This window comes from Phenylobacterium sp. (genome assembly GCF_044358365.1).
Taxonomy (GTDB): Bacteria; Pseudomonadota; Alphaproteobacteria; order Caulobacterales; family Caulobacteraceae; genus Phenylobacterium.
Genome location: NZ_JBIKNZ010000008.1, coordinates 16025 through 41232, shown reverse-complemented (window position 1 = coordinate 41232; position 25208 = coordinate 16025). Strand labels below are relative to the sequence as shown.

General features: G+C 64.7%; 19 protein-coding genes and 1 pseudogene. 10 read left to right on the top strand and 10 right to left on the bottom strand.

All coding sequences use genetic code 11. From position 1 onward, the window contains the following. The first annotated feature begins 168 nt into the window (after nt 1-168). Entirely contained in the window at nt 169-864 is a 696-nt protein-coding gene (locus ACIQ3B_RS04080) for a class I SAM-dependent methyltransferase (protein WP_397400048.1), read from the top strand. Between the two features lie 63 nt (nt 865-927). Here ACIQ3B_RS04080 and ACIQ3B_RS04075 read toward each other — a convergent pair. Together ACIQ3B_RS04075 and ACIQ3B_RS04070 are read right to left on the bottom strand one after the other, a co-directional pair. Then, nucleotides 928-1017 (bottom strand): annotated as a pseudogene (locus ACIQ3B_RS04075) (IS5/IS1182 family transposase); the annotation flags it as partial. 138 nt (nt 1018-1155) lie between these two features. Next, entirely contained in the window at nt 1156-3435 is a 2280-nt protein-coding gene (locus ACIQ3B_RS04070) for a hypothetical protein (protein ID WP_397400047.1), read from the bottom strand. Nucleotides 3436-3760: 325 nt separating this feature from the next. Here ACIQ3B_RS04070 and galE point away from each other — a divergent pair, with 325 nt between their 5' ends. The 7 genes from galE to rfbA all read left to right on the top strand — a co-directional run bounded on the left by galE (nt 3761) and on the right by rfbA (nt 13521). After that, the gene (gene galE / locus ACIQ3B_RS04065; RefSeq protein WP_397400046.1) at nt 3761-4801 is read left to right on the top strand and encodes a UDP-glucose 4-epimerase GalE; all 1041 of its coding nucleotides are present in this window, start codon (nt 3761-3763) and stop codon (nt 4799-4801) included. Between the two features lie 525 nt (nt 4802-5326). Next, nucleotides 5327-6631, top strand: a complete 1305-nt coding sequence (locus ACIQ3B_RS04060) for a spinster family MFS transporter (RefSeq protein WP_397400045.1) — start codon at nt 5327-5329, stop codon at nt 6629-6631. Between the two features lie 89 nt (nt 6632-6720). Further along, nucleotides 6721-8238 carry an AlkA N-terminal domain-containing protein gene (locus ACIQ3B_RS04055; protein WP_397400044.1) on the top strand — a complete coding sequence of 506 codons (1518 nt, stop codon included), beginning with the start codon at nt 6721-6723 and terminating at the stop codon, nt 8236-8238. After that, nucleotides 8219-8749 carry a methylated-DNA--[protein]-cysteine S-methyltransferase gene (locus ACIQ3B_RS04050; protein WP_397400043.1) on the top strand — a complete coding sequence of 177 codons (531 nt, stop codon included), beginning with the start codon at nt 8219-8221 and terminating at the stop codon, nt 8747-8749. Before ACIQ3B_RS04055 ends, ACIQ3B_RS04050 begins: the two co-directional genes overlap by 20 nt. A gap of 213 nt (nt 8750-8962) precedes the next feature. Then, nucleotides 8963-11437 (top strand): polar localization protein TipN, encoded by a 2475-nt coding sequence (locus ACIQ3B_RS04045; RefSeq protein WP_397400042.1) that lies wholly within the window; start codon nt 8963-8965, stop codon nt 11435-11437. Nucleotides 11438-11608: 171 nt separating this feature from the next. After that, on the top strand, nt 11609-12658 hold the full coding sequence (gene rfbB / locus ACIQ3B_RS04040; protein WP_397400041.1) for a dTDP-glucose 4,6-dehydratase: 1050 nt from the start codon (nt 11609-11611) through the stop codon (nt 12656-12658). Further along, entirely contained in the window at nt 12655-13521 is an 867-nt protein-coding gene (gene rfbA, locus ACIQ3B_RS04035) for a glucose-1-phosphate thymidylyltransferase RfbA (RefSeq protein ID WP_397400040.1), read from the top strand. Before rfbB ends, rfbA begins: the two co-directional genes overlap by 4 nt. Before the next feature lie 126 nt (nt 13522-13647). Here rfbA and ACIQ3B_RS04030 read toward each other — a convergent pair whose 3' ends face one another. Further along, nucleotides 13648-14667, bottom strand: coding sequence for a calcium-binding protein (locus ACIQ3B_RS04030; RefSeq protein WP_397400039.1), 1020 nt, complete (start codon nt 14665-14667; stop codon nt 13648-13650). A 187-nt stretch (nt 14668-14854) separates the two neighbouring features. Between ACIQ3B_RS04030 and ACIQ3B_RS04025 the strand changes: the two genes are divergently transcribed. Then, nucleotides 14855-16540 carry a DUF1800 family protein gene (locus ACIQ3B_RS04025; protein ID WP_397400038.1) on the top strand — a complete coding sequence of 562 codons (1686 nt, stop codon included), beginning with the start codon at nt 14855-14857 and terminating at the stop codon, nt 16538-16540. Nucleotides 16541-16548: 8 nt separating this feature from the next. Continuing rightward, a complete protein-coding gene (locus ACIQ3B_RS04020) occupies nt 16549-18084 on the top strand; it encodes a DUF1501 domain-containing protein (protein WP_397400037.1) in 1536 nt (511 codons plus the stop codon). Here ACIQ3B_RS04020 and ACIQ3B_RS04015 read toward each other — a convergent pair. The 7 genes from ACIQ3B_RS04015 to ACIQ3B_RS03985 all read right to left on the bottom strand — a co-directional run bounded on the left by ACIQ3B_RS04015 (nt 18081) and on the right by ACIQ3B_RS03985 (nt 25208). Beyond that, nucleotides 18081-18431: a PilZ domain-containing protein gene (locus ACIQ3B_RS04015; protein ID WP_397400036.1), complete on the bottom strand. Its 351-nt coding sequence runs from the start codon at nt 18429-18431 to the stop codon at nt 18081-18083. The genes ACIQ3B_RS04020 and ACIQ3B_RS04015 overlap by 4 nt on opposite strands. A 107-nt stretch (nt 18432-18538) precedes the next feature. Then, nucleotides 18539-19555, bottom strand: coding sequence for a P-type DNA transfer ATPase VirB11 (virB11, locus tag ACIQ3B_RS04010; RefSeq protein ID WP_397400035.1), 1017 nt, complete (start codon nt 19553-19555; stop codon nt 18539-18541). Then, a complete protein-coding gene (virB10, locus tag ACIQ3B_RS04005) occupies nt 19552-20634 on the bottom strand; it encodes a type IV secretion system protein VirB10 (RefSeq protein ID WP_397400084.1) in 1083 nt (360 codons plus the stop codon). The genes virB11 and virB10 overlap by 4 nt, the downstream gene beginning before the upstream one ends. Continuing rightward, nucleotides 20631-21386: a TrbG/VirB9 family P-type conjugative transfer protein gene (locus tag ACIQ3B_RS04000; RefSeq protein ID WP_397400034.1), complete on the bottom strand. Its 756-nt coding sequence runs from the start codon at nt 21384-21386 to the stop codon at nt 20631-20633. The genes virB10 and ACIQ3B_RS04000 overlap by 4 nt, the downstream gene beginning before the upstream one ends. Then, complete coding sequence (locus ACIQ3B_RS03995) at nt 21383-22546, bottom strand: type IV secretion system protein (RefSeq protein WP_397400033.1); 1164 nt, start codon at nt 22544-22546, stop codon at nt 21383-21385. The genes ACIQ3B_RS04000 and ACIQ3B_RS03995 overlap by 4 nt, the downstream gene beginning before the upstream one ends. After that, nucleotides 22543-24927, bottom strand: a complete 2385-nt coding sequence (locus ACIQ3B_RS03990; protein WP_397400032.1) for a VirB4 family type IV secretion/conjugal transfer ATPase — start codon at nt 24925-24927, stop codon at nt 22543-22545. Before ACIQ3B_RS03990 ends, ACIQ3B_RS03995 begins: the two co-directional genes overlap by 4 nt. Continuing rightward, nucleotides 24924-25208 (bottom strand): type IV secretion system protein VirB3, encoded by a 285-nt coding sequence (locus ACIQ3B_RS03985; RefSeq protein ID WP_397400031.1) that lies wholly within the window; start codon nt 25206-25208, stop codon nt 24924-24926. Before ACIQ3B_RS03985 ends, ACIQ3B_RS03990 begins: the two co-directional genes overlap by 4 nt.

Genomic DNA, 25208 nt, shown 5'->3' with positions numbered 1-25208 from the left:
TGCGCCATCACCCGCATCTGGCCCCGGCGTCGACGAAATCTTGCTGATCTGCGGTTGCTGATGCACCGGAAAGCAGACATGACCCGCAGGCCCTAGCCTAAAGAAGGATCATCTGATCAAACAAGTTTTCTTACTTCCGTTTCATGGGTCGGTCAGAAAGTCGTTGATTTGAAGCAGCCAATTCTCTCGAAGTCGAAGGCTGCGGTCGGCGACCCGCTCGCGGAGATCTACGCCGACAAGCCGTCGACCTACTTCGACGGCACACGCCTTGATATCGTGGGCGAGCTGGAAGTTGGAAACCAGAGCATCCTTGAATTGGGTTGCGGCTCAGGCGGCACTGGAAGCGCTGCGCTGGCCGCTGGCAAGGCGCAGCGCTACGTCGGAATTGAACTCGATGCAAAGGCTGCGGCCGTGGCGTCGGAGCGGATTACCGAGGTACTGGTCGGCGACGTCACAAACATGGACCTCGGCGCATTTGCGGGTGCGTTTGACGTCCTGATCATGAGCGAGGTCCTGGAGCATCTGCCGGACCCGTGGGGAACTCTGCAGCAGCTTGTCGCCTGCCTGAAACCGGGAGGACGGGTTTATGCAAGTTCACCGAATGTGGCCCATCGCCACGTGCTGATGAATCTGGTGCGGGGCAGTTTTGACTACGCCGGAGACGGGGTCATGGACCGCACCCATCTACGCTGGTTTACGCCAACCAGTTTCCGTCAAATGTTCGAGGAAGCGGGAGTCAGGGTTACTAGCGTCGGCCCTGTGGTTCGCCCCGGCTGGAAGGCGCAGCTGATCGACAGGCTGACCGGCGGTCGTATCCGTCATCTGTTCATTGTGCAGATCATGGTTCGCGGCGTTCGACGCTAGGCTCCAGACCCCCTGGCGGCTCCAGCGATTGAACCTGTTGTAGATGGTCGTGTACGGCGCTTACTCAGACGGGCAGCCGCGCCACCGCGCGGCTGATCAAAGCATATGGATAACGCCGCTGACGACGCGCCGGTCGTCCACACGCTGCGCGCCTTCGGAAGGAGCGGCTTTGTGGCCGACCAACCCGCATACGAAAGCCAACAGAGCTGCCTGCGTTTTGTCATCCGGGCAACCTCCCGGAATCTTGGAACCAGCCTTCGGCCACCCACGCAAGCTGATTGAGTAGGAACCCTAGAATGGGTAGTCGGTCTTTGGGCCGCTGTCCTTGGACCAGGCTCCCATGATGTCGCTTTCTGCAAACGGTTGCAGCCTTCCATCCAGTACGCCGATCCTGGCCTTCAAGCTAGACTGAAGGGCGCTGCTTACCGCCGGTCTTAGGTCGCCATTTGCATGATCCCGGAAGAGACTGCTGAAGCTTCCTTGTGGGTAGGTAACGTTTCCGGCATTGGCCCCGCCCGTCATCGCGCCAACGAATGATTCCACATAGAGATTGTTGACCCAGGGCGCGTCCGCGATCCATGCCGATCCGCCGTCCGTGTAGGTCTTGAGGACGATGTTATTCCGGTAGCTGCTGTAGATCGTGTCCTGCCCAGGCGGTGCCTGGCGGCGAACGACTTCCGCTTCGTGGGTATTGCCCTCGAACACGTAGTGGCTGGTGCTCGGTCCCGCAAAATAGGACGGGCCGGCTCCGCCCGATCCAGTGTTTCCAGGGTCAGCCAGCCAGACGTTGCCCTTGACGATGTGGTCATGCGACCGACCGCCGTTGCTGGCGTCGTCGTTGTTGAGGAACGCATTATTGCCCACAGCGTCCCGCGTGATGTTGTTCCGGATAAGTACGTTCTCGCGCACCCTGTCGCCGGAATATCCCTGCCACCAGTCGCCATGAATTCCGAACGAGGACACGATCGAAACCTTGGTGTTGAGGGCATTGGCATTCTTGGGATTGTGGGCCCCTTGGTCTCCGCCAAGGGATGAGGCCCTGAAGTCGCCCCGCGCCGTCACCCTCGCCTGCCAGCCTGACCCGAAGGCGTTGATCGTCGCCGCCAGTTGGTTGATGGTCTGGTTCGGGTCGCCGTCAATCCGGCCCAATGTCACATTAAGCACCGGCGCGCCATTGACGTTAAGGGTGAAGAGGTTGGGTTGTCCGCCATCCGCACCCGTCTTGGTCACTGTAGCAGACGTCTGTCCGCCAAGGGGCGTGTAGGTTATCTCCAGAGACGCCACTTCCGACTGGAAGTATGTGTATCGATAGTCCCGAAGATAGTTGCCGCACACGTAGTGTACGCCGGAAACCACGTCCGCGCCTATAAAGCGGATGTTGCATCCCTGGACGTACCGGGCCGTCTGGAACCCGCCGATGACGTACTCGGTTGAGACGTTATCCCAGTAGCTGTAGACGGCGTGCGCCGGGCTTGGACCGAAAATGGGCGGACATCCAGCATTCCAGTACACGCTGTCGCGGGTGCCGATACTATTCGTAAACTTGCAGCCGTTGAACCAGGCCGGCTTGGCCGTGAACGATATGGTAGACCAGTTGCGCTGATCGAAGACGATGCCGGCGCCACGGAATTCCATGCCGTCCCAACCTGGGGTCCAGCTCCAGCTGGCCGGGTCGTTCGGGATGAAAGGCGCTGACCGGCCCAGGGTTGCGGTTACCCCTGACGCGGCGCGAAGCGTGAGGAAACCCTTGCCGTTCGCATGGTTGGACTGGGACGTGGCATTGTTCAGTTCGTAGAACCCGGTCTGCGTTATCGTAATCAGCGGAGCTTCCGCGCCAGCGGATGCGGCTGCGCCGATGGCTGCTGCGAGCGAGTTATAGTCAGCCCCACTGGGGGCGACGGTTTTCGTCCAATCGTTCTCCACGGCTCGCGGGAAGACGGTCATGGCGTAGTCGCCGCGGAGGTTATCCGTAAGCGCATCGCCCGAGGTGATGCCGATCACCCGGCTCTGCATCGTGGTGTCATTCGGAACAGCGGTGGCGAAGATGCGCGCAGCGCCGGTCGCGGAGATTGTGCGGAATTTTGCCGCATCAAGCGTGATCCAGAAGCCATAACGGGACCTGGGGCGGCCGTTCACGTCGTTGTCGTTGAGAATTGTCGGCGTTGTGACCGAGTAAGTCGCGCCCTCGACCCAGAAGTCGACCTGCTTGACGCCGCCCTTGGCATCAGCATCCACGCCGACAACAAGATTTGCGACCAATCGAAGGTCCGAGGGGATCAGCCAGTGCGCCGCAGGCTTCGCCGTCGTGCGTACCGGGTCAGAAGGCGGCGTTCCGCCGGACAGCGGCGTGCCATTCCAGGCGGATCCAGGCCCAACCGGACCCGTCGGCGCAGCGGGGCTACCCTGTGCGCGGACGGCACAGCCCATCAAACCGGCAGCAAGCGGCATCGCGGAGAGGCCGCCCAGCAGAGCGCGTCGGGAGATTGCCATGGGTTGATTGTTTCGGGTCGTGCCGCTCAGACCCTGAGCATCAGAGATGCCCGGAAATCCGACGAATTTGAATGCGCTCATTTATCCAGCCCGTTCTGCTGATACTGTCGCGGCTCCCGCCTATATTCCAGGCTAAGAGAAGTCATCGCCCGCTGGCCGAATCCAGCTGCCTCGGAAGAGCTCGCTCCTCGACCGAGACTTGATTACGGATGCAGGAAAAACCTGAACAAGGGATAGGCTTGAATGGTTAATGCATTGCTTTCCGCCAATTTTGCGGCAGCTGCAGGAGTTGAGATCGCTGAGGCTCAACGCTGGCGATGAAATTCAGTCGCTCCCGACTATGGTAAGCCTTTTCTTTATCCAAAGATGATCGGCTGAACCCGAAATATCGCAGGGGCGAGGGCATATGGCGATTTCCGCAGGGTCGCGGGTGATGATCACCGGTGGCGCAGGCTACATCGGTGCGCACACTGCCAAGGCAGTTGCTGAACTGGGCCTGGTCCCTGTGGTCTACGATAGCCTGAGCTCGGGCTACCGCGAGGCCGTCCGTTGGGGGCCATTCTTTCATGGCGATATCCGTGACCCTGTTGCCCTCCGTGAGGCGCTGACGCTCCACGAGGTGAAGGCGGTGATCCACTTCGCCGGCTTGATTGAGGTGGGTCGTTCGGTAGCGCGCCCGGACCTGTTCTGGGATCACAACGTCAGCGGCACGACGGCACTGCTGACGGCGATGCGCGAGCGCGGTGTTGAGCGCCTGGTCTTCTCTTCCAGTGCCGCCGTCTATGGCCAGGATGACGTCGGATCTCTCGCCCCGATTCCGGAGGCCGCGTTCAAAGCGCCGGCCAGCCCCTATGGCGCGACCAAGCTCGCTGCAGAGTGGCTGATCGAGGCGCAATGTCGTGCCTATGGGCTCAGCGCGGTGGCGCTCCGGTACTTCAATGCCGCCGGGGCTGATCCGTCCGGATTAATCGGCGAGGCTCACGATCCCGAGACGCATCTCATCCCGCTTTCGTTCAACGCGGCGCTGGGTGGTGGCCGTCCACTCACGGTCTTCGGTCAGGACTTTGGCACTCCCGACGGCACCTGCCTGCGTGACTACGTTCACGTCCAGGATCTGGCGTCAGCCCACATGGCGGCGCTGAGTGTCGAACTACCTCGCGGTGGATTTGAAGCGGTGAACATCGGCACCGGGGTTGGGCGTTCGGTCCTGGAGGTCATCGAGGCTGTTTCCCGTGCCGTCGGTCGACCCGTGCCTTACAGCATTGGCGACCGACGGGCGGGTGACCCCACCAGCTTGGTCGCAGATCCATCACGCGCACTCTCCTTGCTGGGCTGGTCGCCCAAACGTTCGACGCTGGACCTCATCGTCGGCGACGCCTTCCAGTGGGAGCGCAGCCCTCGTTATGGCTCAGGGCAAAGGGCTTCACGGATCAAGGCGTCTGATTGAAACCCCAGATCATTTGCCGGCTGGCGCGACCGTGTTCCAGGATGGTCTCCCCGGACGGGCAGCCTGCTCGATGACCTGAACAGGTCGCGTTTTATGTACGCGCTGGACGCAGGGATGGATCTCTATTTGCCCGGTCCCGGAATAGAATATCTTGAAGGGAAGGCTCTGTTGGCGTTGGCTGGCGAGATGGCGAAACTGGAACGCTACGCTCGCCGCCTTCGATCTCGCCTGCGCAGGGCCATGAAAGCCCTCGAGGCGAATTGAGCAGGATCAGGGCCGCGCCAGGCGCATGACCGGGCGTTTGGCGAAACGAACCCATTTGCGGCTTACGCTGCTGGCAGTGCGATGGGAGACGCAAACGGGCATTGCCTGTAGGCGATTGTTCCGCCACAGGCTCCAGGTCCCAGACCCCATATCGACTTGGCGACTGCAGCAGGAGCGTGCGACAAGGTCTGGACAGGAAACGCATACCCGCCCTTCGAACCGGAACGCCGGCCGATGGCGGCCAGGGTTGGGGAAAGCCAAATGAGCTCGGATATGGCGGCGGCGTCGAAGGCGTCCAGTAACTACCGCTACCTCGTCGTGTTCATGCTGGCGGTGGCCTACACGCTCAACTTCCTGGATCGGCAGATCGTGTCGATCCTCGCCGAGCCGATCCGGACAGATCTGAACCTGTCGGACACACAGTTGGGCCTTCTGGGCGGGATCGCCTTCGCCCTCTTCTACACAACGTTCGGTATCCCGATCGGCTGGCTGGCGGATCGCGCGAACCGGGTCTGGATCATCTCGGCGTCGGTCGCGATCTTCAGTGCGTTCACCGCGCTCTGCGGTACGGCGACCAACTTCGTGCAACTGGCGCTCTACAGGATGGGTGTGGGCATCGGCGAGGCAGGCGGCTCCCCGCCCTCCTACAGCCTGATCTCTGACTACTTCAAACCCGAGGAGCGCGGCACAGCGCTCGCGCTCTACTCGTTGGGCGTGCCGGTGGGCTCGATGTTCGGGTCGGCGCTTGGTGGCTGGATCGCCGCCGAACATGGCTGGCGTGCCGCCTTTTTCGCCATGGGTATCCCCGGCCTGATTATCGCGGTTCTGCTGCTGGTGATCATCCGGGAGCCGAAGCGCGGCGGGCTTGATGTCCTGGCGCCGGGCCAGCTCGCCCACGACAAGCCACCGCCGATCTTCACCGCCATCGCCGGGTTCTTCAGCAACCGCACCCTGGTCTGCACGGCGCTGGCGGCGGGCCTTTCGGCCTTTGTGGGCTATGCCGCGCTCACCTGGAATCCGCCGTTCCTGATGCGGGTCAAGGGTATGAGCCTGATGGAGGTGGCGCTTTACTACAGCCTGGTTCTCGGCATCACCGGCATGATCGGGACGTTTGGCGCGGGCTGGCTGGCCGACCGGCTGAGCCGTCGGGATCGGCGCTGGTTCGCCTGGCTGCCGGCGATCACCTTCACCATCACCATCCCGTTCTGGATCGCCATGTTGTACGCGCCCACCTGGCAGATTGCGCTCGCCTGCGCGGCGGTGCCGGCGCTGCTCAACAACTGCTACCTGGCCCCGGCGCTGGCGGTGGTTCAGAACTCGGTGTCGCCGAACCGCCGGGTGATTTCGGGCGCTGTGCTGCTGTTTGTGCTCAACCTGATCGGCCTGGGCATTGGTCCGGTGTACGTGGGCCGCATCTCCGACATGGCCAAGCCGGAATACGGCGACAACTCGCTCATCATCGGCTTCGCCGCCCTGATCCCGATGATCGTGGTGACCATCGTCGCGCACATGGTGTCCGCCTGGTCGATCGGCCGCGACAAGGCCATGGCCGAGGCGGCGGGTTAGCCGAAGCCCGTCCATCGATCAGGCGGCGCCGATCATCCATGTCCGAAAACCGCGAGACTTGAAGGGCAAGCCCGCGCATTCTGCCGCGCATGGACATGGATTTTGAAGCCTGCCGCCGGGCCTTCGTAACCCGCGACGCCCGGTTTGATGGCCGTATCTTCGGCGCTGTGAAGACCACCGGCATCTATTGTCGACCGATCTGCCCTGCGCGAACGCCCAAGCCGCAGAACATGACCTTCTTTCCGCTGGCGGCCGCGGCCCAGGAGGCGGGCTATCGGCCTTGTTTGCGCTGCCGGCCGGAGGCGTCGCCGGATCTCGGCGCCTGGCGCGGGACGTCCAACACGGTGACGCGCGCATTGTCGTTGATCGAGGGCGGCGCCCTGGACGGCGGTGACGTGGATGCCCTGGCCGCCCGCTTGGGCGTCGGAGAACGCCAGCTTCGGCGACTGTTCCGCCAGCATCTGGGCGCATCGCCGGTCTCGGTCGCACAGACCCGCCGGGTTCTGCTCGCCAAACAATTGATCCAGGAAACCTTGTTGCCGATGGGCGAGGTGGCGCTGGCGTCAGGCTTCGGCAGCGTGCGACGTTTCAACGAGACCTTCCAGCAACTGTTCGCCCGTCCGCCCGGCGAACTCCGGCGTTCCAGGCAGGCTGAAACAGCGGCGTCTGACGGCATAACGGTGCGGCTGCCCTACAAGGCGCCCTATAATTGGGAGGCAATCATCCGATTCCTCGCCGACCGGGCCATCCCCGGGATCGAGCGGGTGGAGCCGCGTCGCTACGCCAGGACGCTGGCCATCGACGGGCAGGTCGGCCTCGTCATCGTGACGCCGCGCAATGATGGCGCGCTGTCCGCCGAGGTCAGGTTCCCGGATCTCCGCGCGCTGCCGGCCGTGATCGCGCGCATCCGGCGTGTGTTCGACCTTTCGGCGGACCCGGTTCTGATCGGGGCGCATCTGGGTCAGGATCCCGCCTTGGCCCCGCTTGTGGCGGCCCGGCCGGGCCTTAGGGCGCCGGGCGCCTGGGACGGGTTCGAACTGGCCGTCCGGGCGATCCTGGGTCAGCAGATCACGGTGACGGCGGCGCGCAACCTCGCGGCAAAGCTCGTTGAAGCCTACGGCGGGACGATCGAGGATCCGACCGCAGCAGCGCTGGGATTGACCCGGGTGTTTCCATCTCCCGGTCGGCTGATCGGCGAGGACATCGCCGCGCTCGGCATGCCCCGGGCGCGGGGCGCAGCGCTGGAGGCGCTTGCGCGCACAGTCGCCAGCGACCCGACGATCTTCACGCCGCGGGCGGATCTGGCCACAGCGATCTCGGCCCTCAAGGCCCTGCCGGGCGTCGGGGAGTGGACCGCCCAGTACATCGCATTGCGGGAACTGCGCGAGCCGGACGCCTTCCCCCAGGCCGACATCGGGCTGATGCGCGCCATGGTCGATGAGGCGGGGGTGCGTCCGACTGCTGACGAATTGTTCGCCCGAAGCCAGGCCTGGCGACCCTGGCGGGCCTATGCGGCCCAGCATCTCTGGGCCGCAGACCCCGCTTTCGCCCGCCCGCAAATAGCATCCCGCAAGAGACCCGAAGCCAATGACCGCCGAACCGCCTGAGACGCTCACCCTGGACCGCATGGAAACGCCGATCGGTACGGCGCTGGTCATCACCGACCAGGGCGGCGTCCTGCGGGCGTTCAACTGGTCAGACTACGAGCCTGACATGCAAAGCTGGATCGCCAGGCGCTATGCCGGGGTCACGCTGACCGAGGGCAGGGGTCCATTGCGGCCGGCCTTTGTGGCTTACTTCGCCGGAGATCGAAACGCCCTGGCCTCCGTCGCGTGGGAGGGCGCCGGAACCGCATTCCAACGCCAGGTGTGGGCCGCCCTTTGTCTCATTCCGGCAGGCGAGACGTGGAGCTATGCCCGGCTTGCAGAGCACATCGGGCGACCCACGGCCGTGCGGGCGGTCGGTCTGGCCAACGGCTCCAATCCCGTTGCGCTGGTCGTCCCCTGTCACCGCGTCATCGGGTCCAACGGCTCACTGACCGGGTATGGCGGGGGCCTGCATAGGAAGCGCTGGCTGCTGCGGCATGAGGGCGCGCCGTTCCGGGAGGTCGCCGCCTGAGTGACCCGTGATCCAGGCCTTGAGGCTTTCTTCGCCTCCGCTCGACTTGGCGTCCGGCCCGTCACCGTGTACCCAGTTGAGGCGGGTTCGCGCAGATTTTCCGGGCGTTCGAATTTCACAACTCTGGGTGATTATATGCACACGCCCCAGGTGTGACGTCGAGCCGGGCGCCTGCGCCGGGTCCTGGCCGGGCCATGGAGGAGATGACGCGACATGAAGTTCTCCCGACGGCCGATGCCTGCGGATTTCGGTGGGCCCCAGGATGAGCCGGTTTCGCCCTTGCCCTTCGCGACCGCCCCGGCCGGATCGGTTGGGTTTCGGTCGGCCGATGCCGTGGAAGGCGCCTATGCAGAGCCGGGGAACGCGCATCCTGCCCTCATCGACACGCACTCCGGGCAGTTTGAGTCCGAGTTTGAGAGTGACGAAGGTCCGGGGTCTGGCTGGCCCATCTGGCTGGGCGCGGTCGCTGTCGCTTGTCTTTGGGCGCTCGGCCCGATCGCGTTTGCCGTGGGCTACCGCAACAATGTGGCGCCCCTCCAGCATGACCTGTTTGCACTCAGCGTATTTGCGCTCCTGGCGATCGGCCCGGCAGTGCTGGTGTTCTTCGCCGCCTATTTGATCCGTCAGGGGCAGAAACTGGGACATGAGGCGCGAACCGCCAGGTTTATGGCCGAGGAGATGGTCTCGCCCGCGCTGATCGCCGCCGCGCGGGCTGGTGATATCACCCTGGCGGTGCGCGAGGAGATCCAGCGTACGGCCCAGGCGACCGAGGAGGCCCGGGAAACCCTCGTTGCCATGCGCGATGCGCTGGCCTTCGAGACCGAAAAGCTGGCCGGCGCAACCGCCCAGTCAGTCCGGACCACCCAGGAACTCGCGACCACGCTTGGGCATGAGCGGTCCGAGATGAGCGAGCTGTCCCAAACCCTCGACCGCCAGGCCACCCGGGTGACCGATGCGATCGGACAGCAGGCCAAGATGGTCGCCGACGCCACAGGGGTCGCGGAAGCCCAGATTCGCGAGGCTGAGACCGGACTGGCCGCCCGTGCGGCGGATCTTGCCGCCGCCGCGAGCGCTGCCAGTGACGTCGCGCGAACGGCTGGTGAGGACCTGACCCGCCATATTGCACGGCTTGAAACGGCCGGCGCCGGTGTTGCCGAACAAGTGGGATCGGTGGAAGCCGGGCTCAGCGAGCATCGGGTGTCGCTGGTCGCCCTGAGCCAGTCGCTGAAGTCGGACCAGGAAGCGATCTCCGGCGCGACGGCGGGCCACGCTGCCCGGCTGGAAGCCTTCATTGCGACCGCCCGGCACACCGTCGAGGTGCTAGGCCAGGAGGCCAATGCCGGTAGTGAGGCGGTCAACCGGATGTTGTCCGATGCTGCGGCTCAGCTAAGCGATCTGGTGGAGACGGCGCGCGCCGAACGGCAGGAGTTTGGCCAGTCGACGCTGCACTCGCTCGAAGCGGTGTCGCAGGCTGCGATCGACCACCGCCAGCAGCTGGAAAGCGAGACGCGAGCCGCTGTCGAGGCGCTCGCGGCCGCTGCCGAAGCAACCCGGGAGGCGGCGGTCGAGCAGACCCGCCACGCCCGCGAACAGGTCGAACAACTTTCGGAGGCCGCGTTCAGCGCGGGACAGAAGGCCAATCAGGTGTTCGAGGCGCGCCTCGAGGAAGCCCGTGCGCTGGTCTCGGAATCCTCTCGAATGGTTGCGGAGACCGGTGACGCCACCGCTGCGCGATTGGAATCCGGGGTTGCCTCCGCCCGTGCGACCGTCGAGCAACTGGCCGCGATGCTCGACGACCTGGAGGCGCGCGCGAAGCGTCTTCCCAATCTGGCGCTTGAACAGATGGAACAGGTTCGAGAGGCGGTTGTCCGTAGCCTGGACGATGTGCACGCCCGGACACAACGTTTCGCAACGGACGCCGCGCTCCCGGATGAAGCCCCGCCGGAGCCCGCCCGGCGACCGGCCGCGGCGCCGGACATGGGCCGTTTGACGGGTGCGAGTTTGGCGGCAACGGCGCGGGCCCCCGATCCGGCGGGCGTACCTCCGGTGGCCGGGATTGAAACGACGCCCGATGATGACGACGAGCCTCTTGAGCTGTCGAACCCCGCCGTGGCGCCCCAGGCTTTCGGCGCTGAGCTGGCGGCCAGGCTCGGGCTTCGCAACCGTATCCGTCTCACGCCCATTGCAAGCGACCAGGAGTTTTCGGCGGTGTTCGAAGCGGCTGGCGGAAAACCTGCCACCCCGGATAGCGGAGACGAGAAGGCCGATGACGGCGAGGCCTGGACCTGGAAAGACCTGCTCGCGTCCCTCGACGGCGCCTCGGGGGAGGGCGAAAGGCTTGAGCAAACCCTGGCCGCCGATCTCGTGGCGATGGGCGTCGACGCGGCGGCCCTGCTGCCGCGGTCACGCATCGAGGAGGTGGCGGCCACGTTGCAGGCCGGTGATCTCGACGGCGCCCGTGAGGTGGTCCGCGCGCTTGCCCCGGCAGCGACCCGCCGTATTGCGCGAAGGATGTTCACCGATGACGAGGTCAGACGCAGGGCCGAACTTTTCGTCCGCCGTTACAAGACCCTGACGGCTGAGGCCATTGCCCGCGACGGCAGCGCCGGCCAACTGACCGATCTGCTCGGCTCTGAAGGTGGCAGAATGTATCTGCTACTGGATACGGCAGCCGGCGACATGCTCTGAGATCGAGCCTTCCCGGCTGCGACAGGACGTTTGATCCGGGGCGCAATTGGTCAACCCTGGCTAACCCGGACAAGTTGGACCTGGGCCTGTGCGTTCTGGTCAATCTTCTTGAACGAATTGCCGCGTATAGTAAGCGGAGCCATCAACTTTCCACGCTCCCGGGGGCGCATTTTGAAGATTCTGATTACAGGCGGGGCCGGATTCATCGGGTCCGCTGTTGTTCGCCGCGCGATTGCCGATGGGCATCAGGTGGTCAATGTCGATGTCCTGACCTATTCGGCCAATCTGGAAAATGTCGCCGGGGTCGAGGGCGACCCTGGCTATGCCTTCGAACAGGTCAACATCTGTGACCGCCCCGCGGTCGAGGCCGTGTTCGCCAGGCATCAGCCTGACGCGGTGATGCACCTGGCTGCCGAGAGCCACAATGACCGCGCCATTGAGGGGCCGCTGGATTTCGTCCAGTCAAACGTCATGGGAACGGCCGTGCTTCTCGAAGTGTCCCGCGCCTACTGGAGCAAGCTGGAGGGCGCCCGTAAGGACGCGTTCCGCTTCCATCACGTGTCGACCGACGAGGTGTTCGGCGCGCTGGGCGAGGACGGCGACTTCACCGAGGACACGCCCTACGATCCCAACTCGCCCTACTCGGCGTCCAAGGCGGCGGCCGACCATCTGGTTCGCGCCTGGCACCGCACGTTTGGTCTGCCGATGGTGTTGACCAACTGCTCAAACAACTATGGCCCCTACCAGTTTCCCGAAAAGCTGATCCCGACGGTGATCACCCGGGCGCTGGAGGGCAAATCCATCCCCGTTTATGGCGATGGCCGGCAGGTCCGTGACTGGCTGCATGTCGACGACCACGCCGACGCCCTGTTGCTGGTGCTGAACAAGGGCCGCCTGGGTGAAACCTACTGCATCGGCGGCGACGCCACGAAGCGGAACCTTGAGGTGATCAACATCATCTGCGCGCATCTGGACAAGATGGCCCCGGCCAACACGCCACATGCCGACAAGATCGCGTTTGTCACGGACCGCCCGGGCCACGACTTCCGTTACTCGATCGACGCCTCCAAGCTGGCCGACGAACTCGGCTGGACACCGCGAATGCCGCTTGGCGAGGGTCTGGAGGACACCGTGCGCTGGTACGTCGACAACTACAGTTGGGTGGAGCGTATCCGGGAGCGGGGCTTCCAGTCTGAACGCCTGGGTCTGGTGAAGGCATGAGACGCGGTATCGTCCTGGCCGGCGGCGCCGGCACCCGCCTGCATCCGCTGACCATCGCCGTCTCGAAACAGCTGCTGCCGGTCTATGACAAGCCGATGATCTACTATCCCCTGTCGGTACTGTTTCTGGCCGGGGTGCGCGAGATCCTGATCATCACCACGGCCGAGGACCAGGCCGGCTTCATCCGCCTGCTGGGCGATGGCTCGCGGTTCGGCGTGAAGTTCGAGTACGTCATCCAGCCAACACCAGGCGGCCTGGCCGAGGCCTATCTGCTGGGCGAGGATTTCATCGGCGGTGAGCCCAGCGTGCTGATCCTGGGCGACAACATCTTCTTCGGTCAGAATTTCGTTCAGATGCTGAAGTCTGCTGACGCGCGCAAGGGCGGCGCGACGGTGTTCGGCTATCCGGTGCACGATCCCGAGCGCTATGGGGTGGTCGAGATGTCACCGGACAACCGGGCTCTGTCCATCGAGGAGAAGCCCGCGAAGCCCAGGTCGAACCTGGCGGTGACCGGCCTCTATTTCTACGACGGTCGCGCCAGCGAAATGGCCAAGACGCTCGAGCGCTCAGCCCGCGGCGAACTGGAAATCACGGCGCTCAATGATCTCTACCTCAAGCAAGGCGAGCTCCACGTGGAGATGCTGGGCCGCGGCTTCGCCTGGGAAGATGCCGGGACGCACGATAGCCTGATCCAGGCCGGTGAACTGATCCGCACCTTCGAACAACGTCAGGGCCTCAGGATTGGCTGCCTGGAAGAGATCGCCTTCCAGAATGGCTGGATCGATCAGGCTGAGCTGGTCAAGCAGGCGGAGTTTCAGGGCAAGAGTGAGTACGGAAAGTACCTGCGTAGTCTTGCTAACTGAGCCTTGGCGGGTGCGAGACTGTCGTTCCGCTGAACGACATCAGCATCTCGTGTTTGCGAACACTAATGCCGCATGGGCATGCGTGGCCCTATAGAGCGTTGAGCACCAGGTAGCACTCTGAGGCCGTCAGCCAACAAAAACGCTGCTCCCCAACAGCCCGCTCATCGAAACCCCCACCAGCACAACCGAGCCGGCGCTCACGGTGATGACGGTGTCTGCACCGACCTGGGCCATGGTGAAGGTGGTGCCGGGTTCCAGCTGCACCCGGTCGCCCTGGGTCACGCTGAAGTCCAGCACGCGGTCGACCCCTGCCTGGCTGAAGGAATAGAAGATGTCGGCGCCCGCGCCGCCGGTCATGGTGTCGTCGCCACGGTCCCCTGAGACGAAATCATTGCCGGCGCCTCCGCTCAGGGAATCGTTCTGCTGGCCGCCGCGGATGGTGTCTGCGCCATTGCCGCCATCGCAGGTGTCGTCGCCGAGATTGCCGTAGACCAGATCGCCGCCGTCCTCGCCGAACAACAGGTCATTATCCTTGCCGCCCACCACCCAGTCATCACCCGGTCCGCCGGCGGCGGTATCGTTGCCCATATTGCCGTTGATGTCGTCGAAGTTGACGCCGCCCACGATGGTGTCGGCGCCATCGTCGCCGCGCAGATAGTTGGCGCCGCCTGAGTCGACGATGGTGTCGTCGCCCTGTCCGCCAAAGACCTGGTCATCGCCGTCGCCGCCGTCGGCGAAATCTGCGCCGGAGCCGGTGTTCAGCGTATCGGCGCCGGCGAACCCGCTTAGCCGATCATCAAGACCCGAGCCGGTAAACGCGTCGGCGCCGGCAAGAATCCCGGCCTTGGCCGAGGCATTGTCTCCCGCCAGCACCCAGCCCCGGAAGGTGGCGGCCGACAGGTTGAGTCCGGTGATGTCGTAGGCCAGGCCAGCGTCATTCGCGACGACTATCCGGTTGATCGTGCCCGCACTGGGCGGCCCCCCGCCAACGAACTGAAGACCGACGCCGAAGAACTGGCTGATCACGCTGCCGACGCGGATTTCCTGAGAGGTGGACGTCGAGGCCGTCACCTGACCACTGGCCAGGGGTCCCAGATCCAGAAGATCGAAATCGATGCCGGAGACTCCAGCGACAAATGTGGCCATGACCGCCTCCTGATCCGGCGATGTTACCGGTTTCGCCCGCGCACTCAATGGCACGAAGTGCGACGGACAATCCGTCGCACTTCGTGAAAGAAGCGTACACCAGAAGCTGTCATGGTTGCGGCGGTAGACTTTCAAGTCGCATATCGCCAAGCTCACGATGCACGAGGACCCTGGAGTGAGGAACTCAATGCCACGCAAACTGGCGCGATGGTTCGCCGTACTCGCCTTGATGACCCTCGCGGCCTGCAGCGGCGCGAGAGGAACCGGCGACGCTGCGGGCGGAGCCCCGATCACGGCGGCCGAGGCATCCCGGTTTCTGGCGCAGGCCTCATACGGGCCGACCGATAGCTCGATCAGCGAGGTTCGGGCCAGCGGCTACTCCCAGTGGATCGATCAGCAGATGATCGCGCCGCAATCGACGACCCACTTGGAGGATCTGAACGCGCGCTTCGAAGTTCTGAAAGCCGCGAACCCGACGGCGACCCTGAACCCCGCAGACTTTTACTGGAGCTTCTGGGAACATGCCGCGACCGACCAGGATCAGCTCCGGGAACGCATGAAGCTGGCGCTTTCGGAGATTTTTGTGATCTCGCTCACCGACACCAATGTCGGGACCCTGGGCGCCGGATCCTACTATGACATGCTGGGGGCCAACGCGTTTGGCAACTTCCGCACGCTGCTGGAGCAGGTGACCCTGCATCCGATGATGGGCGTCTATTTGACCTGGCTGGGCAATCAGAAGGAAGATCCCGTCACCGGGCGAAACCCGGACGAAAACTACGCGCGCGAAGTCATGCAGCTGATGACCATCGGCGTGGTTCAGCTGAACCAGGATGGAACCGCCAGGCTGGATGGGCTGGGCCGCACCATCCCCACCTATACGACGGACGACATCGCGGGCCTCGCCAAGGTGTTCACCGGCTACAGCTACTATTCGCCGACCCCGAGCTCGAACACCTTCCTTGGGCGCAACAGGGCGCCGGACGCGACCACCCGGTCCATGATCGCCTACCCGGCCTTTCATTCCCTCAGCGCCAAGACGTTCCTGGGTGCCAGCATCCCGGCATCCAGCGTCGCTAACCCATCGGGTGATCTGCAGATTGCCCTCGACACCCTGTTCAACCACCCGAACGTAGGGCCATTCATCTCCAAACAGCTGATCCAGCGACTGGTGACCAGCAATCCGACCCCCGCCTACGTCAGCCGGGTGGCCGGAGTGTTCAACAACAATGGACGTGGCGTTCGCGGCGACATGAGCGCTGTCGTTCGGGCGATCCTGCTGGATACCGAGGCGCGAACCATCGCGTCAGGGGCGGGGGGCGGCAAGATCCGTGAGCCGATCATCCGGATGGCGAACTGGATGCGGGCTTTCAAGGTGACGTCCGACACTGGCGAGTGGCGGATCGGCTCCACCAGCGCCAACACCTCGTTGGGTCAGACCGCCCTGACCGCACCCTCGGTCTTCAACTTCTTCCGGCCAGGCTATACGCCGCCAAACACCCGCGTGGGCGCGGCGGGCATGGTCTCCCCGGAGTTCCAGATCGTCGATGAGGTTACGGTCTCCGGTTATCTGAACACAATGCAGACCACGATCGATGCGGGCACCGGCGCCACCACCAACGGCCTGCGTGATGTTCGCAGCACCTATGCCTCCGAGATCGCCATCGCCAACGACGCCAACGCCCTGGTGGATCGGGTCAATCTTCTGCTGCTGAACGGGCAGATGTCGTCCACCTTGAGGACGCGCATCGTGGACTCGGTAAACTCGGTGGCGATCCCGGCGACGGGTGTGCAGACCACAGCGCTTACAAATCGCGTCAAGCTGGCGATCTACATGACGATGGGCTCCTCCGAATACATGGTGCAGCGATGAGCAACAGCATGGACCGCCGCCATATGCTGCGCCTGGGCGGGGCGATGTCGGTATTGGGCGTGGGCGCACCGTTTGCGCTGCAACTCGCGGCCGCCGGATCCGCGGCCGGGCAATCGGCGCCGGACTACAAGGCTCTGGTCTGCATCTTTCTGTTCGGCGGCAATGATGCGCACAACACCGTTCTGGCGACGGACACCGACACCTGGGGCCGCTATTTCGCGACGCGCAACACGGGCGCTGACCCCATCGCCTTGATGCCTCCGGGTACGCCGCCGGTGGCGGTCGGACAGACCAGCTCCCTCACAGGTCGTGTGGCGGCGGCCAATACGCCGGAGGCCTGGGGCGGCGTCCTTCCGATCACCCCGATTACCAGTCAGCCGATCCCGGCCGGCACCAACGCCTCGACCCGGACCTTTGCGTTGCATCCGTTCATGGGGCCGCTGCAGTCCCTGTTCAGCCAGGGCCGGCTGGCGATCCTGGCCAATGTTGGAACGCTGATCCAGCCGACAACCAAGACCCAGTATCAGGCGCGATCGGTCCCTCTGCCGACCAGCCTGTTTTCGCATAATGACCAGCAATCCACCTGGCAGGCGCTGTCCACCGAGGGCGCGCGCACAGGTTGGGGCGGGCGGTTCGCCGATCTGGTGGCTGGAATGAACGGTGGCAATACCCTGTTCACAGCGGTCTCAACCGCCGGCAATGCGGTTTTCCTTTCGGGGCAATCGGTGGTTCAGTACCAACTCTCGACCGGCGCCCAGCCGGCGGTAGTCATCACCGGGCAGTCGGGGAATACGCTGTTCGGATCATCGCTCGCGCCGTCGCGGGTGCGCGACCTGATTACCGACACCAACCTGACCAACAATTTTGCGGCGGACTATTCTACCGTCGTGGCGCGGTCGATCACGGCGTCCAGCACGATCAACGCTGCCTTTACCCAGGGCGCGGTGACCGGCGTTCAGGCGGCCCCCACCTTCACCAACCCGATCAGTGGCCAGGCCGAGACCAACAGTCTTGCGCTTCAGCTTCAGACTGTCGCGCGGATGATCGCTGCTGGCCCGGGACTTGGCGTCAGACGCCAGGTCTTCTTTGTCAGTCTCGGCGGTTGGGACACGCACGATTTCCAGAACACCACCCAGCCAAATCTGCTGGCCAAGGTGGCGCACGCGATGGCGTATTTCGACACGGCGCTGTCCAACGTGGGCGGCATCGATCGTCGCGCGCAGGTGACGACCTTCACCGCCTCGGATTTTTCGCGGACCATCACCACCAACGGCGACGGTACTGACCATGCCTGGGGCGGCCACCATTTCATTATGGGCGGCGCCGTCAAGGGGCAGGACATCTATGGCCAGTTCCCGACCATCGGACCGGATGTTGGCGGCTTCAACAATCCGGACAATATCTCCGGCTACCAGATTCCCACGACGTCAGTGGACCAGTATGGCGCCACATTGGGTCGCTGGTTCGGGGTGTCAGAAACTGATCTGGAACTGATCTTCCCGCGTCTGGGCGGTTTCCGAAGCCGGAACCTGGGATTTCTCTAGGACCTCGGACGAAGGCCGATCCAGGCTTCGCGAACCGTCGCCAGCCGGGGTTGGTCCATGGTCTCCAGTTCGTGGCGCATCTCGAACGAAAGTCCGGCCAGGTCGCCGCGCCGCCACTTCAGGACCACCTCAAAGGCGACGCCTGTCTGGTGCATTAACAGGATGAAGCGAGGCGGCAGCTTGTAGAGCGACGAGACGTGGATCTTGGCGCCGCTGGCGCTGAGATCGCGCAACTCGCAGTCCGCCCACATCGCAAGCTTGTCGCCAAAATAGGCGCGAACGGGCTGCCGCACCGATTCACGCGGGTCGACCCGCCGTTCGACATAAACTGACGCCAATCTGCCCATGCCTTCTGGCCCCCACAGGAATTGCCGCGTGTGATGAAATCACATCCGGCGCAAGCGCAATCCGCGCCTCCAAGCTTCCTCATGCCATGGAAAGATTTGTACTTTGTTTAGAGCGCGGCGGCTTTCGATAGCGGCTGCCGTGCGCCGCGTGGCCGGAAATGGACCTGACTGACCCGCCGGGCGCCGCCTGTCCGATCCAGCTGGACGACCACATCGATCACCCGCGAGACATAGGTCTGCACCTTGTCCCAACCCAGGTCTATTCCGGACGTCAGCGACAGCAGGGCGATCTGGTCCAGCGCACCGGCCGGACTGTCGGCATGCACGGTCGTGAGCGATCCGGGATGGCCGCTGTTGACAGCGCGCAGGAACGCGAAGGCCTCGCGGCCGCGCAGTTCGCCAAGCAGGATGCGATCCGGGCGTAGTCGAAGGGCGGCAGCCAGCAGCGCATCGGCGTCGACACGGGCTTCGCCTAGATCGCCGCGGACGGCAACCAATCCCACGCTGTTGGGGTGGTCCAGCCGGACCTCCGGAGCGTCCTCGATCACCACCAGTCGTTCTGCGCGGTCTATCTCCTTGACCAGGGCGTTCAGCAAGGTGGTCTTGCCGCTGCCGGTGCCGCCGGAGATGACGATGGTCTTACGCAGGCGCACGGCGCGCTGGAGGAAGGCCGCCAGGTCGCCGGTTTCGAGCAGGGTTTCCAGTTCGGCGTCTGCCTGGGCTTCCTGGACCGGATCGGCGCGGGCGGCTACGTCGAACAGGCCGTCGCGCGCAAGGTCGGTGACGCTGAGATCCGAGATCAGGTGCTTTCTGACCGCAAGAGCCAGGCCGCCCCGTGTGGCCGGGGGCGACACCACCTGTACGCGGCTGCCGTCGGGCAGGGTGGCTGATAGCAGGGGTTGTTCCCGATTGACGCCCTGATGGCTGGCTGCCGCGATCTGCCGGGCCAGGCGCTGCAGGGCCACCTCGGTGAGCTCGTCAGCGGGTTCGCGACACATCGGCCCCGAGGTCGTCTCGACCCAGACCTCGCCCGGACGGTTTATCAGAACATCGGTGACGTCAGGCCGTGAAAGCCAGGGTGCGAGCGGGGCCAGATAGGCGCTGAGATAGACGTTCGCGGTCAACGGACGACCGCGGAGAAGTCCAGGTCCCGGGCCACCGAGACCTGCACGGGCACGCCCTGAGCGACCTTGATGGTATCGGGTATGTCGATCTGTTTTTGAAGGGCGATGGAGGCGACCTGGTTCGCCTGGGTAGCTGAGCCGATGACCAGGGTGGTGTTATCGCCCCCGGAGCCATTGGCCAGAGCGGTGGTCCCGGCCGAGATCACCGACAACAGGATGGCTGACCCGAACCGCTTGAAGAAGTGACTGTCGACTTCGCCTTCCAGCCCGCCGCGGCCCAGTCGATCGGTCGCCGGGGAGCCAACGTCAATGCTCACGCCTGTGGGCGTGATGATCCGGGTCCAGACGACGAAAGCCCGTGTCTGGCCGACAGCCGCAGCGCTCTTGTACTGACCGATCAGCTTGGAGCCGCGCGGCACCAGGACCCGGCTTCCGTCGAAGCTGCGGACGTCACGGCTGACCACGGCGCGGACCGAGCCAGGCAAATCGGAATTAATGGCGGTCTCCAGCACGGCGGCGATGATCGCGCCCTGGGGAATGGTGCGGCCAAGGTCGCGCATCTGGCTGGCCCGGGCGGTGTCAGATGTGCCGCCGGCGACGCGGGCAGAAAAGCGTTCTTCTGCGGATTGGCGCGTATCGTTTGCGGGACCGGCCGGAACGCCAGCCCCTGCGACGGCAGCCGCCTGCGCAACCTGGGTGGCGGCAGCGTCGGCTGGAGCGCTGAAGTCCACCACCAGCGCCGGCGCCCGCCAATGTGCTTCGGCCGGATTGACCGGTGGGGTGACGGCGGACTGGGTGAAGGGCGGCGCCGTAGGCGCGGCCTGCGGCGGCGGCGGCGGCGGTGTGGCGGGCGGGGCAGGGTTGGGCGTGGCCGCCGGCTGGGGTGAAACCGGCGCCTGGGCGCGCGCCTCGCGACCACTGCTCAGGCCGTTGAAAACCAGAAGCCCCAGCACGCCGGCGCCGGCCACGCCGGCCCAGACGGTCAGAGGCGATTGCGGCTGCCGCACGCGTGGCTTTGATGCCTCGCCGTGAGCGAAGACCGGGCTGAGCGCCGCTTGTGGTTGGTCGTTGCGCGTCATCGCCGCCACCAGGGATCCTTCTTGCGCTGCCGAAGCGCGCTGGCCTCCTCCACCCGGAAGCCGTCGTTGTAGATACGGGTGACTTCGCTTCCCCGCCGCAGAACGAAGCTCCGCGCTATCCGGTCGATCACGACATAGCCGTCGCGCTCTCGACTATTCACCACAGACTCTCCGCCATCGGGGTCCACGACATAGATTGCCGGGAGATCCTCTTCGCGCCGAAACGAGAAGTAGGTGTCCTGGCCGTCATCGAACACCCTGACCGGCAAGGTTTTGCCGGAGCCATCGTAGGAATAGGCGGCGTTGCGTTCCACCGGCGGCGGTGGCGGCGGCGGTGTGTCGATCACCGCCATCACGGGCAGTTCATAGAGGAAGCGCACGGTGAAGGGCAGGTTCCGCGACCCTTGTCTCTGGACGCTGAGCTGGAAATTATAGCGCCGCAGATTTGTGATCACCGTCATGTTGGTTGGCGGTCGCGCCGACATCGGCTTCAGGAACAGCAGGTTCGCACGGCGATTGGGGGTAACCTGCCATCCAAGGGAATCGCCGATCGCCACGTTTTCGATCTTCTCGGCAGGATCGAACTCGACCGACAGCTGAAAGCCCAGCGCGCTGCGCAGTTCGACCACTGCGGACGGATCGTAATCCACCACATGGATGCGAGGGTCGCCGGGCCCGGGGCGCGGAACGACCGCCAGCGCAGGTGTGGCGCACAAGGCAAGGATCACGGCGAGGGTGCGGGCGCGGATCATCGGGCGGCCTCAACTCGGCGGGCGGAAACCACGGGGCGACGATAGGTGTCGCCCAGACGCGGACGGTCCTCGAACACCAGGGATGTCTGGCGGCCCGGGGACGTGGCGGCGGCCATGGCCGCAGCGCGTGAGCGGGTCTCGCTCTGGGCAGTGTCACGCTGAAGCTCATAGGCTAGTCGCTCAGCACGCGAGGGCTGGGGCAGGGCGGAGGTCGGGTCACCCCGTGCTGCGGTGGCGCCGGCTGTTCGCCCGTCGGAGTCACGGCTTGAGCCAAGCGTTGGCAGTCTGAAGCTCATGGCCATGACAATGGCTCCGAGGGTCAGCGCCATCTGGCCGGCGCCGAACACAAAGATCAGAGCTGCGGCGCTTATGGCCGTCTGCGGGTCCAGCGCCTGTCCGCGACGCTGGTCCGCCAGCGTCGTCAACCAGGGGTCAAGTACGGTCAGCATCAGCACCACCAGCAGCCATGTCACCAGCGTCGTGAGCGCCGCTGCGACCATTGCGCGGACCCATCCCACGAACAGCCCCCGGGTTGCCTCGATCAGCGCCAGGACGATGAAGAGCGGCCCGACGGCGGTGAGCACGCCAATCGTGAGCTTGCTGGCGGAAATGACGCCGGCGCTGGAGAAAAACAGCACCCCTGTCGCCAGACCAACGGCTTCGGCGGCGGCGGCCTGAGGACTGGAATAGGACTTGGCGTCCTGTCCGGCAACCCGGCCATAGGCGATGGCGGTCTGGGTGAGCTCCTCATAGGCCGCCTGAAGGCCATCTACCGGACGCGCCGCCAGGCTGGACCCGGATGACCCCTGCAACGGCGCCGATGCGATAGCGGCGATCTCGACCGGAGCCCGATCAGCCACATCGAAGACCAAGGTCTGGAAGGTGGACCAACTGGTGACGAGCGCCAGGATCAGACCGATCCGAAGCGCGATCCAGGGGGCATCCGATAGTCGCGTGTCGCCCCGTGCAAACAGCATCCGGTAGCCGATCAGCGCCACAAAGATCGACAGGAGCGCGGTCAATAACGCCTGAAACACCGGTGAGCCCGAGGTCAGGGCGATGTAGCCGCCCTGTGCGTAGGCGCGGGTCTGGCAGTCAACGGTCGCAATCACGCCGCGAATGACGCCGTCGTCCACCAGAGTTGTGCAAGCGCCGCTCATGCCGCACTCCGACCTTCCATGAAGGTGGGCAGCCAGGCTGACGGCTCATCACCGACCTGCAGGCGCAGCGCATCCAGACGCCGCACGGCGCGTTCTGTGCCTGCCAGAACCGCAAGTTCGCCGGACAATCCTGACAGGTCGAGGCGCGCGACGACGCTATGGTCGCCGCGCTTGATCAGGAAACAACGTGAGGTGTCGGGCAGCGTTTTGACCAGCTCGAACTCATGTTCGCTCAGACCAAAGCCATCGATGTAGTCGGACGCCTTCGCCCGGTTGTTCGGGAAGAAGATCCGGGTCGCCGCCTGTTCGATGATCGCCGAAGCGATACGGCTGTCCAGAGCGTCGGACGCGCTCTGGGTGCAGAACCCGACCACACCGTTGCGCTTGCGGATAGTCTTTTCCCAATCCTTGATCCGGCGCACGAAAACCGGGTCGTCCAGAACCTTCCAGCCCTCATCGACGACGATCAGGGCCGGGGTGCCGTCCAGTCGCTGTTCCAGCCGGTGGAACAGGTACATCATCGCGGGAATGCGGATGATCGGTGAATCCAGCAGCTTGGTCATGTCGAAGCCCAGGATCCGGGTCTCGATGTCCAACTGATCGGTGGCATTGTCGAACAGCCAGGCGTGATCGCCGCCGTCGCACCAGGCCGCCAGCCGGGCCGCCAGGTCGCCCGCGCTGGGCCGGCGCGCGCCGCGGAACAGTTCGCGCAGGTAGCGAAGCCGCCGATGCCCCGGAGCCTGGGCGAAATTGGCGTCGATCGCATCAGCGATCATGGCGCGATCTTCGCTGTTGAGCGTGTCACCGTCGGCGGTCAGAAGCTGGCCGATCCATTCGGTCAGGAACGCGCGATTGGCCGGAGTGTCGGGTAGGGCCAGCGGATTGAAACCCGTCGGTTCGCCCGGCGAGATCACGTCGTAACGGCCGCCGATGGCGCGGATGAAAGGCTCGGCGCCCCGATCCTTGTCGAAATAGGCGATCCGCGGTTTGAGGCGCTCGGCCTGGGCCAGCAGGAAGGTGAGCAGCACCGTCTTGCCGGATCCGGAGGGACCGATCACGGTGAAATTGCCCAGGTCGCCGTGGTGAAAATTGAAGTGGTAGGGACCAAACGCTGTGGTCTCCAGCACCGCAATCGCCGGACCCCAGTGATTGCCGGTCGCCTGACCCGTCGGGTGGTTGTGAAAGCTGGCCAGGCCCGCGAAGTTGCCGGCGGAAATCAGGGCCTTCCGCGCGATGTAGCTGAAGTTTGCCGGGAACTGGGCCCAGAAGGCCGGTTCCAGATTGACGTCCTCGCGCACGGCCACGGCGCCCGCCTCGGCCAGTGAAGACTGGATGTCGGCGACCGCTGTATCCAGTTCCTCGAGACTTTCGGCCTTGGCCAGAATGGTCAGGTGGTGCTCGCCATAGGCTGCGCGTCCGGCGCCGACGTCATCGCGCGCCTGGGCCAGTTCGCCGCGCAGGCTGAAGGCGTCATCCTCGGCAGCCTTGAGGCGGCGCAGCGCCAGACCCATCCGGTCCAGCGCGGCCTGGCGATCCACGAAGGCGAAGCTCTCGGTCAGCACCATTTCCATGGGCAGACGAAGTACGCCATCAAGCAGGCCCGGCGAGGTGCGTGCCGGATAGTCCTTGAGCGACACCATAGCGCCGAAGGTGGCTGCGCCCGGGCCGGGACCAAATTCCATGGCGTCGAGCCCGAAGCTGAGCCGTCGCGTAGCGATGGCGCGCGACAGGTCGCCTATCGGCGCCAGAACGGGCCGGAGTTCGCCGTTCAGGATCAGGCTCAGGAATTCGGCGGGCTCCGAGCGCTGGGCGCCGCCGCCGGCGGTGTACCGGCCAAGCGCCCGGGCGCCATACGGGGCAAGCGCCGCGGCGAAGGCTTCACGCGTTGCGTGCAGGTCGCGCAGATCGCGGCTGATGTCGGCGTCCCGGGCGCGCGGCCCCTTGAGCATGCGCTCAATGAGACCGGCGCTCCCTTGGGTGGGGCGGAGCACAAGTGTCAGGAAGATATCGTTTACGTAGAGACGCCGGCGTTCCAGCTGGTTGCGCCAGCGTGCATCCAGGGTCGCGCAGAACGGATCTTCAGGGGAGGCCGGGAAATCGGGGCTGACCCGGCGGCGAACCACATGATGATATATGGCCAGCCTGGAGCTGGCCGCGCCGCGCAAAACGGTCTCGCGGATCGCCTTGCGGTAGTTGAGTTCCTCGTCAGCCGCTGTCTCGAATGGAAAGCCGGCCAGCTGCAGCGTCTGGACCAGCAAGCCGTCTCGCGTCTGCAGGGTCAGGTCGTCGAGATGTCCAGCGTAGGGCAGGCGATCCCCCACCTTGGCCTCGCGCGGCGCAAGCACCTTGGCTGCGCCCGTTGAGATGTAGCTTCCGCTCATGGCTGGTAAGAGTTTCCGCCCCAGAAGGCGAAATTGCGGACCCGCGGACAGGTTCGCAGGCGCGTGACCCAGAGGTCAAAGAACCGCGGTTCCCGCAATGAGCCCACATAGCCAATGGCGTGCAGCACCACCGCGATCAGCAATGCCCAGAAAGACCGGGTGATCAGAAAGGCCTCGGCCGTCACAATCAGGTTCAACACGGCATAGGTGTAGGTGACGCCACCGATCGTCTGGGGCCGCGTCAGCGCGGAGAACACAGGATCAGACGCCAGCCGGCTCAT

Bases quoted from the DNA above. Each gene is read 5' to 3' on its own strand.
- ACIQ3B_RS03985 (WP_397400031.1), bottom strand. From the start codon at position 25,208: ATGAGCCGGCTGGCGTCTGATCCTGTGTTCTCCGCGCTGACGCGGCCC.
- ACIQ3B_RS04045 (WP_397400042.1), top strand. From the start codon at position 8,963: ATGAAGTTCTCCCGACGGCCGATGCCTGCGGATTTCGGTGGGCCCCAG.
- ACIQ3B_RS04050 (WP_397400043.1), top strand. From the start codon at position 8,219: ATGACCGCCGAACCGCCTGAGACGCTCACCCTGGACCGCATGGAAACG.
- virB10 (WP_397400084.1), bottom strand. From the start codon at position 20,634: ATGACGCGCAACGACCAACCACAAGCGGCGCTCAGCCCGGTCTTCGCT.
- ACIQ3B_RS04030 (WP_397400039.1), bottom strand. From the start codon at position 14,667: ATGGCCACATTTGTCGCTGGAGTCTCCGGCATCGATTTCGATCTTCTG.
- ACIQ3B_RS04070 (WP_397400047.1), bottom strand. From the start codon at position 3,435: ATGAGCGCATTCAAATTCGTCGGATTTCCGGGCATCTCTGATGCTCAG.
- rfbA (WP_397400040.1), top strand. From the start codon at position 12,655: ATGAGACGCGGTATCGTCCTGGCCGGCGGCGCCGGCACCCGCCTGCAT.
- ACIQ3B_RS04025 (WP_397400038.1), top strand. From the start codon at position 14,855: ATGCCACGCAAACTGGCGCGATGGTTCGCCGTACTCGCCTTGATGACC.
- ACIQ3B_RS04060 (WP_397400045.1), top strand. From the start codon at position 5,327: ATGAGCTCGGATATGGCGGCGGCGTCGAAGGCGTCCAGTAACTACCGC.
- ACIQ3B_RS04055 (WP_397400044.1), top strand. From the start codon at position 6,721: ATGGACATGGATTTTGAAGCCTGCCGCCGGGCCTTCGTAACCCGCGAC.
- ACIQ3B_RS04000 (WP_397400034.1), bottom strand. From the start codon at position 21,386: ATGATCCGCGCCCGCACCCTCGCCGTGATCCTTGCCTTGTGCGCCACA.
- ACIQ3B_RS04020 (WP_397400037.1), top strand. From the start codon at position 16,549: ATGGACCGCCGCCATATGCTGCGCCTGGGCGGGGCGATGTCGGTATTG.
- galE (WP_397400046.1), top strand. From the start codon at position 3,761: ATGGCGATTTCCGCAGGGTCGCGGGTGATGATCACCGGTGGCGCAGGC.
- ACIQ3B_RS04015 (WP_397400036.1), bottom strand. From the start codon at position 18,431: ATGGGCAGATTGGCGTCAGTTTATGTCGAACGGCGGGTCGACCCGCGT.
- ACIQ3B_RS03995 (WP_397400033.1), bottom strand. From the start codon at position 22,546: ATGAGCGGCGCTTGCACAACTCTGGTGGACGACGGCGTCATTCGCGGC.
- ACIQ3B_RS03990 (WP_397400032.1), bottom strand. From the start codon at position 24,927: ATGAGCGGAAGCTACATCTCAACGGGCGCAGCCAAGGTGCTTGCGCCG.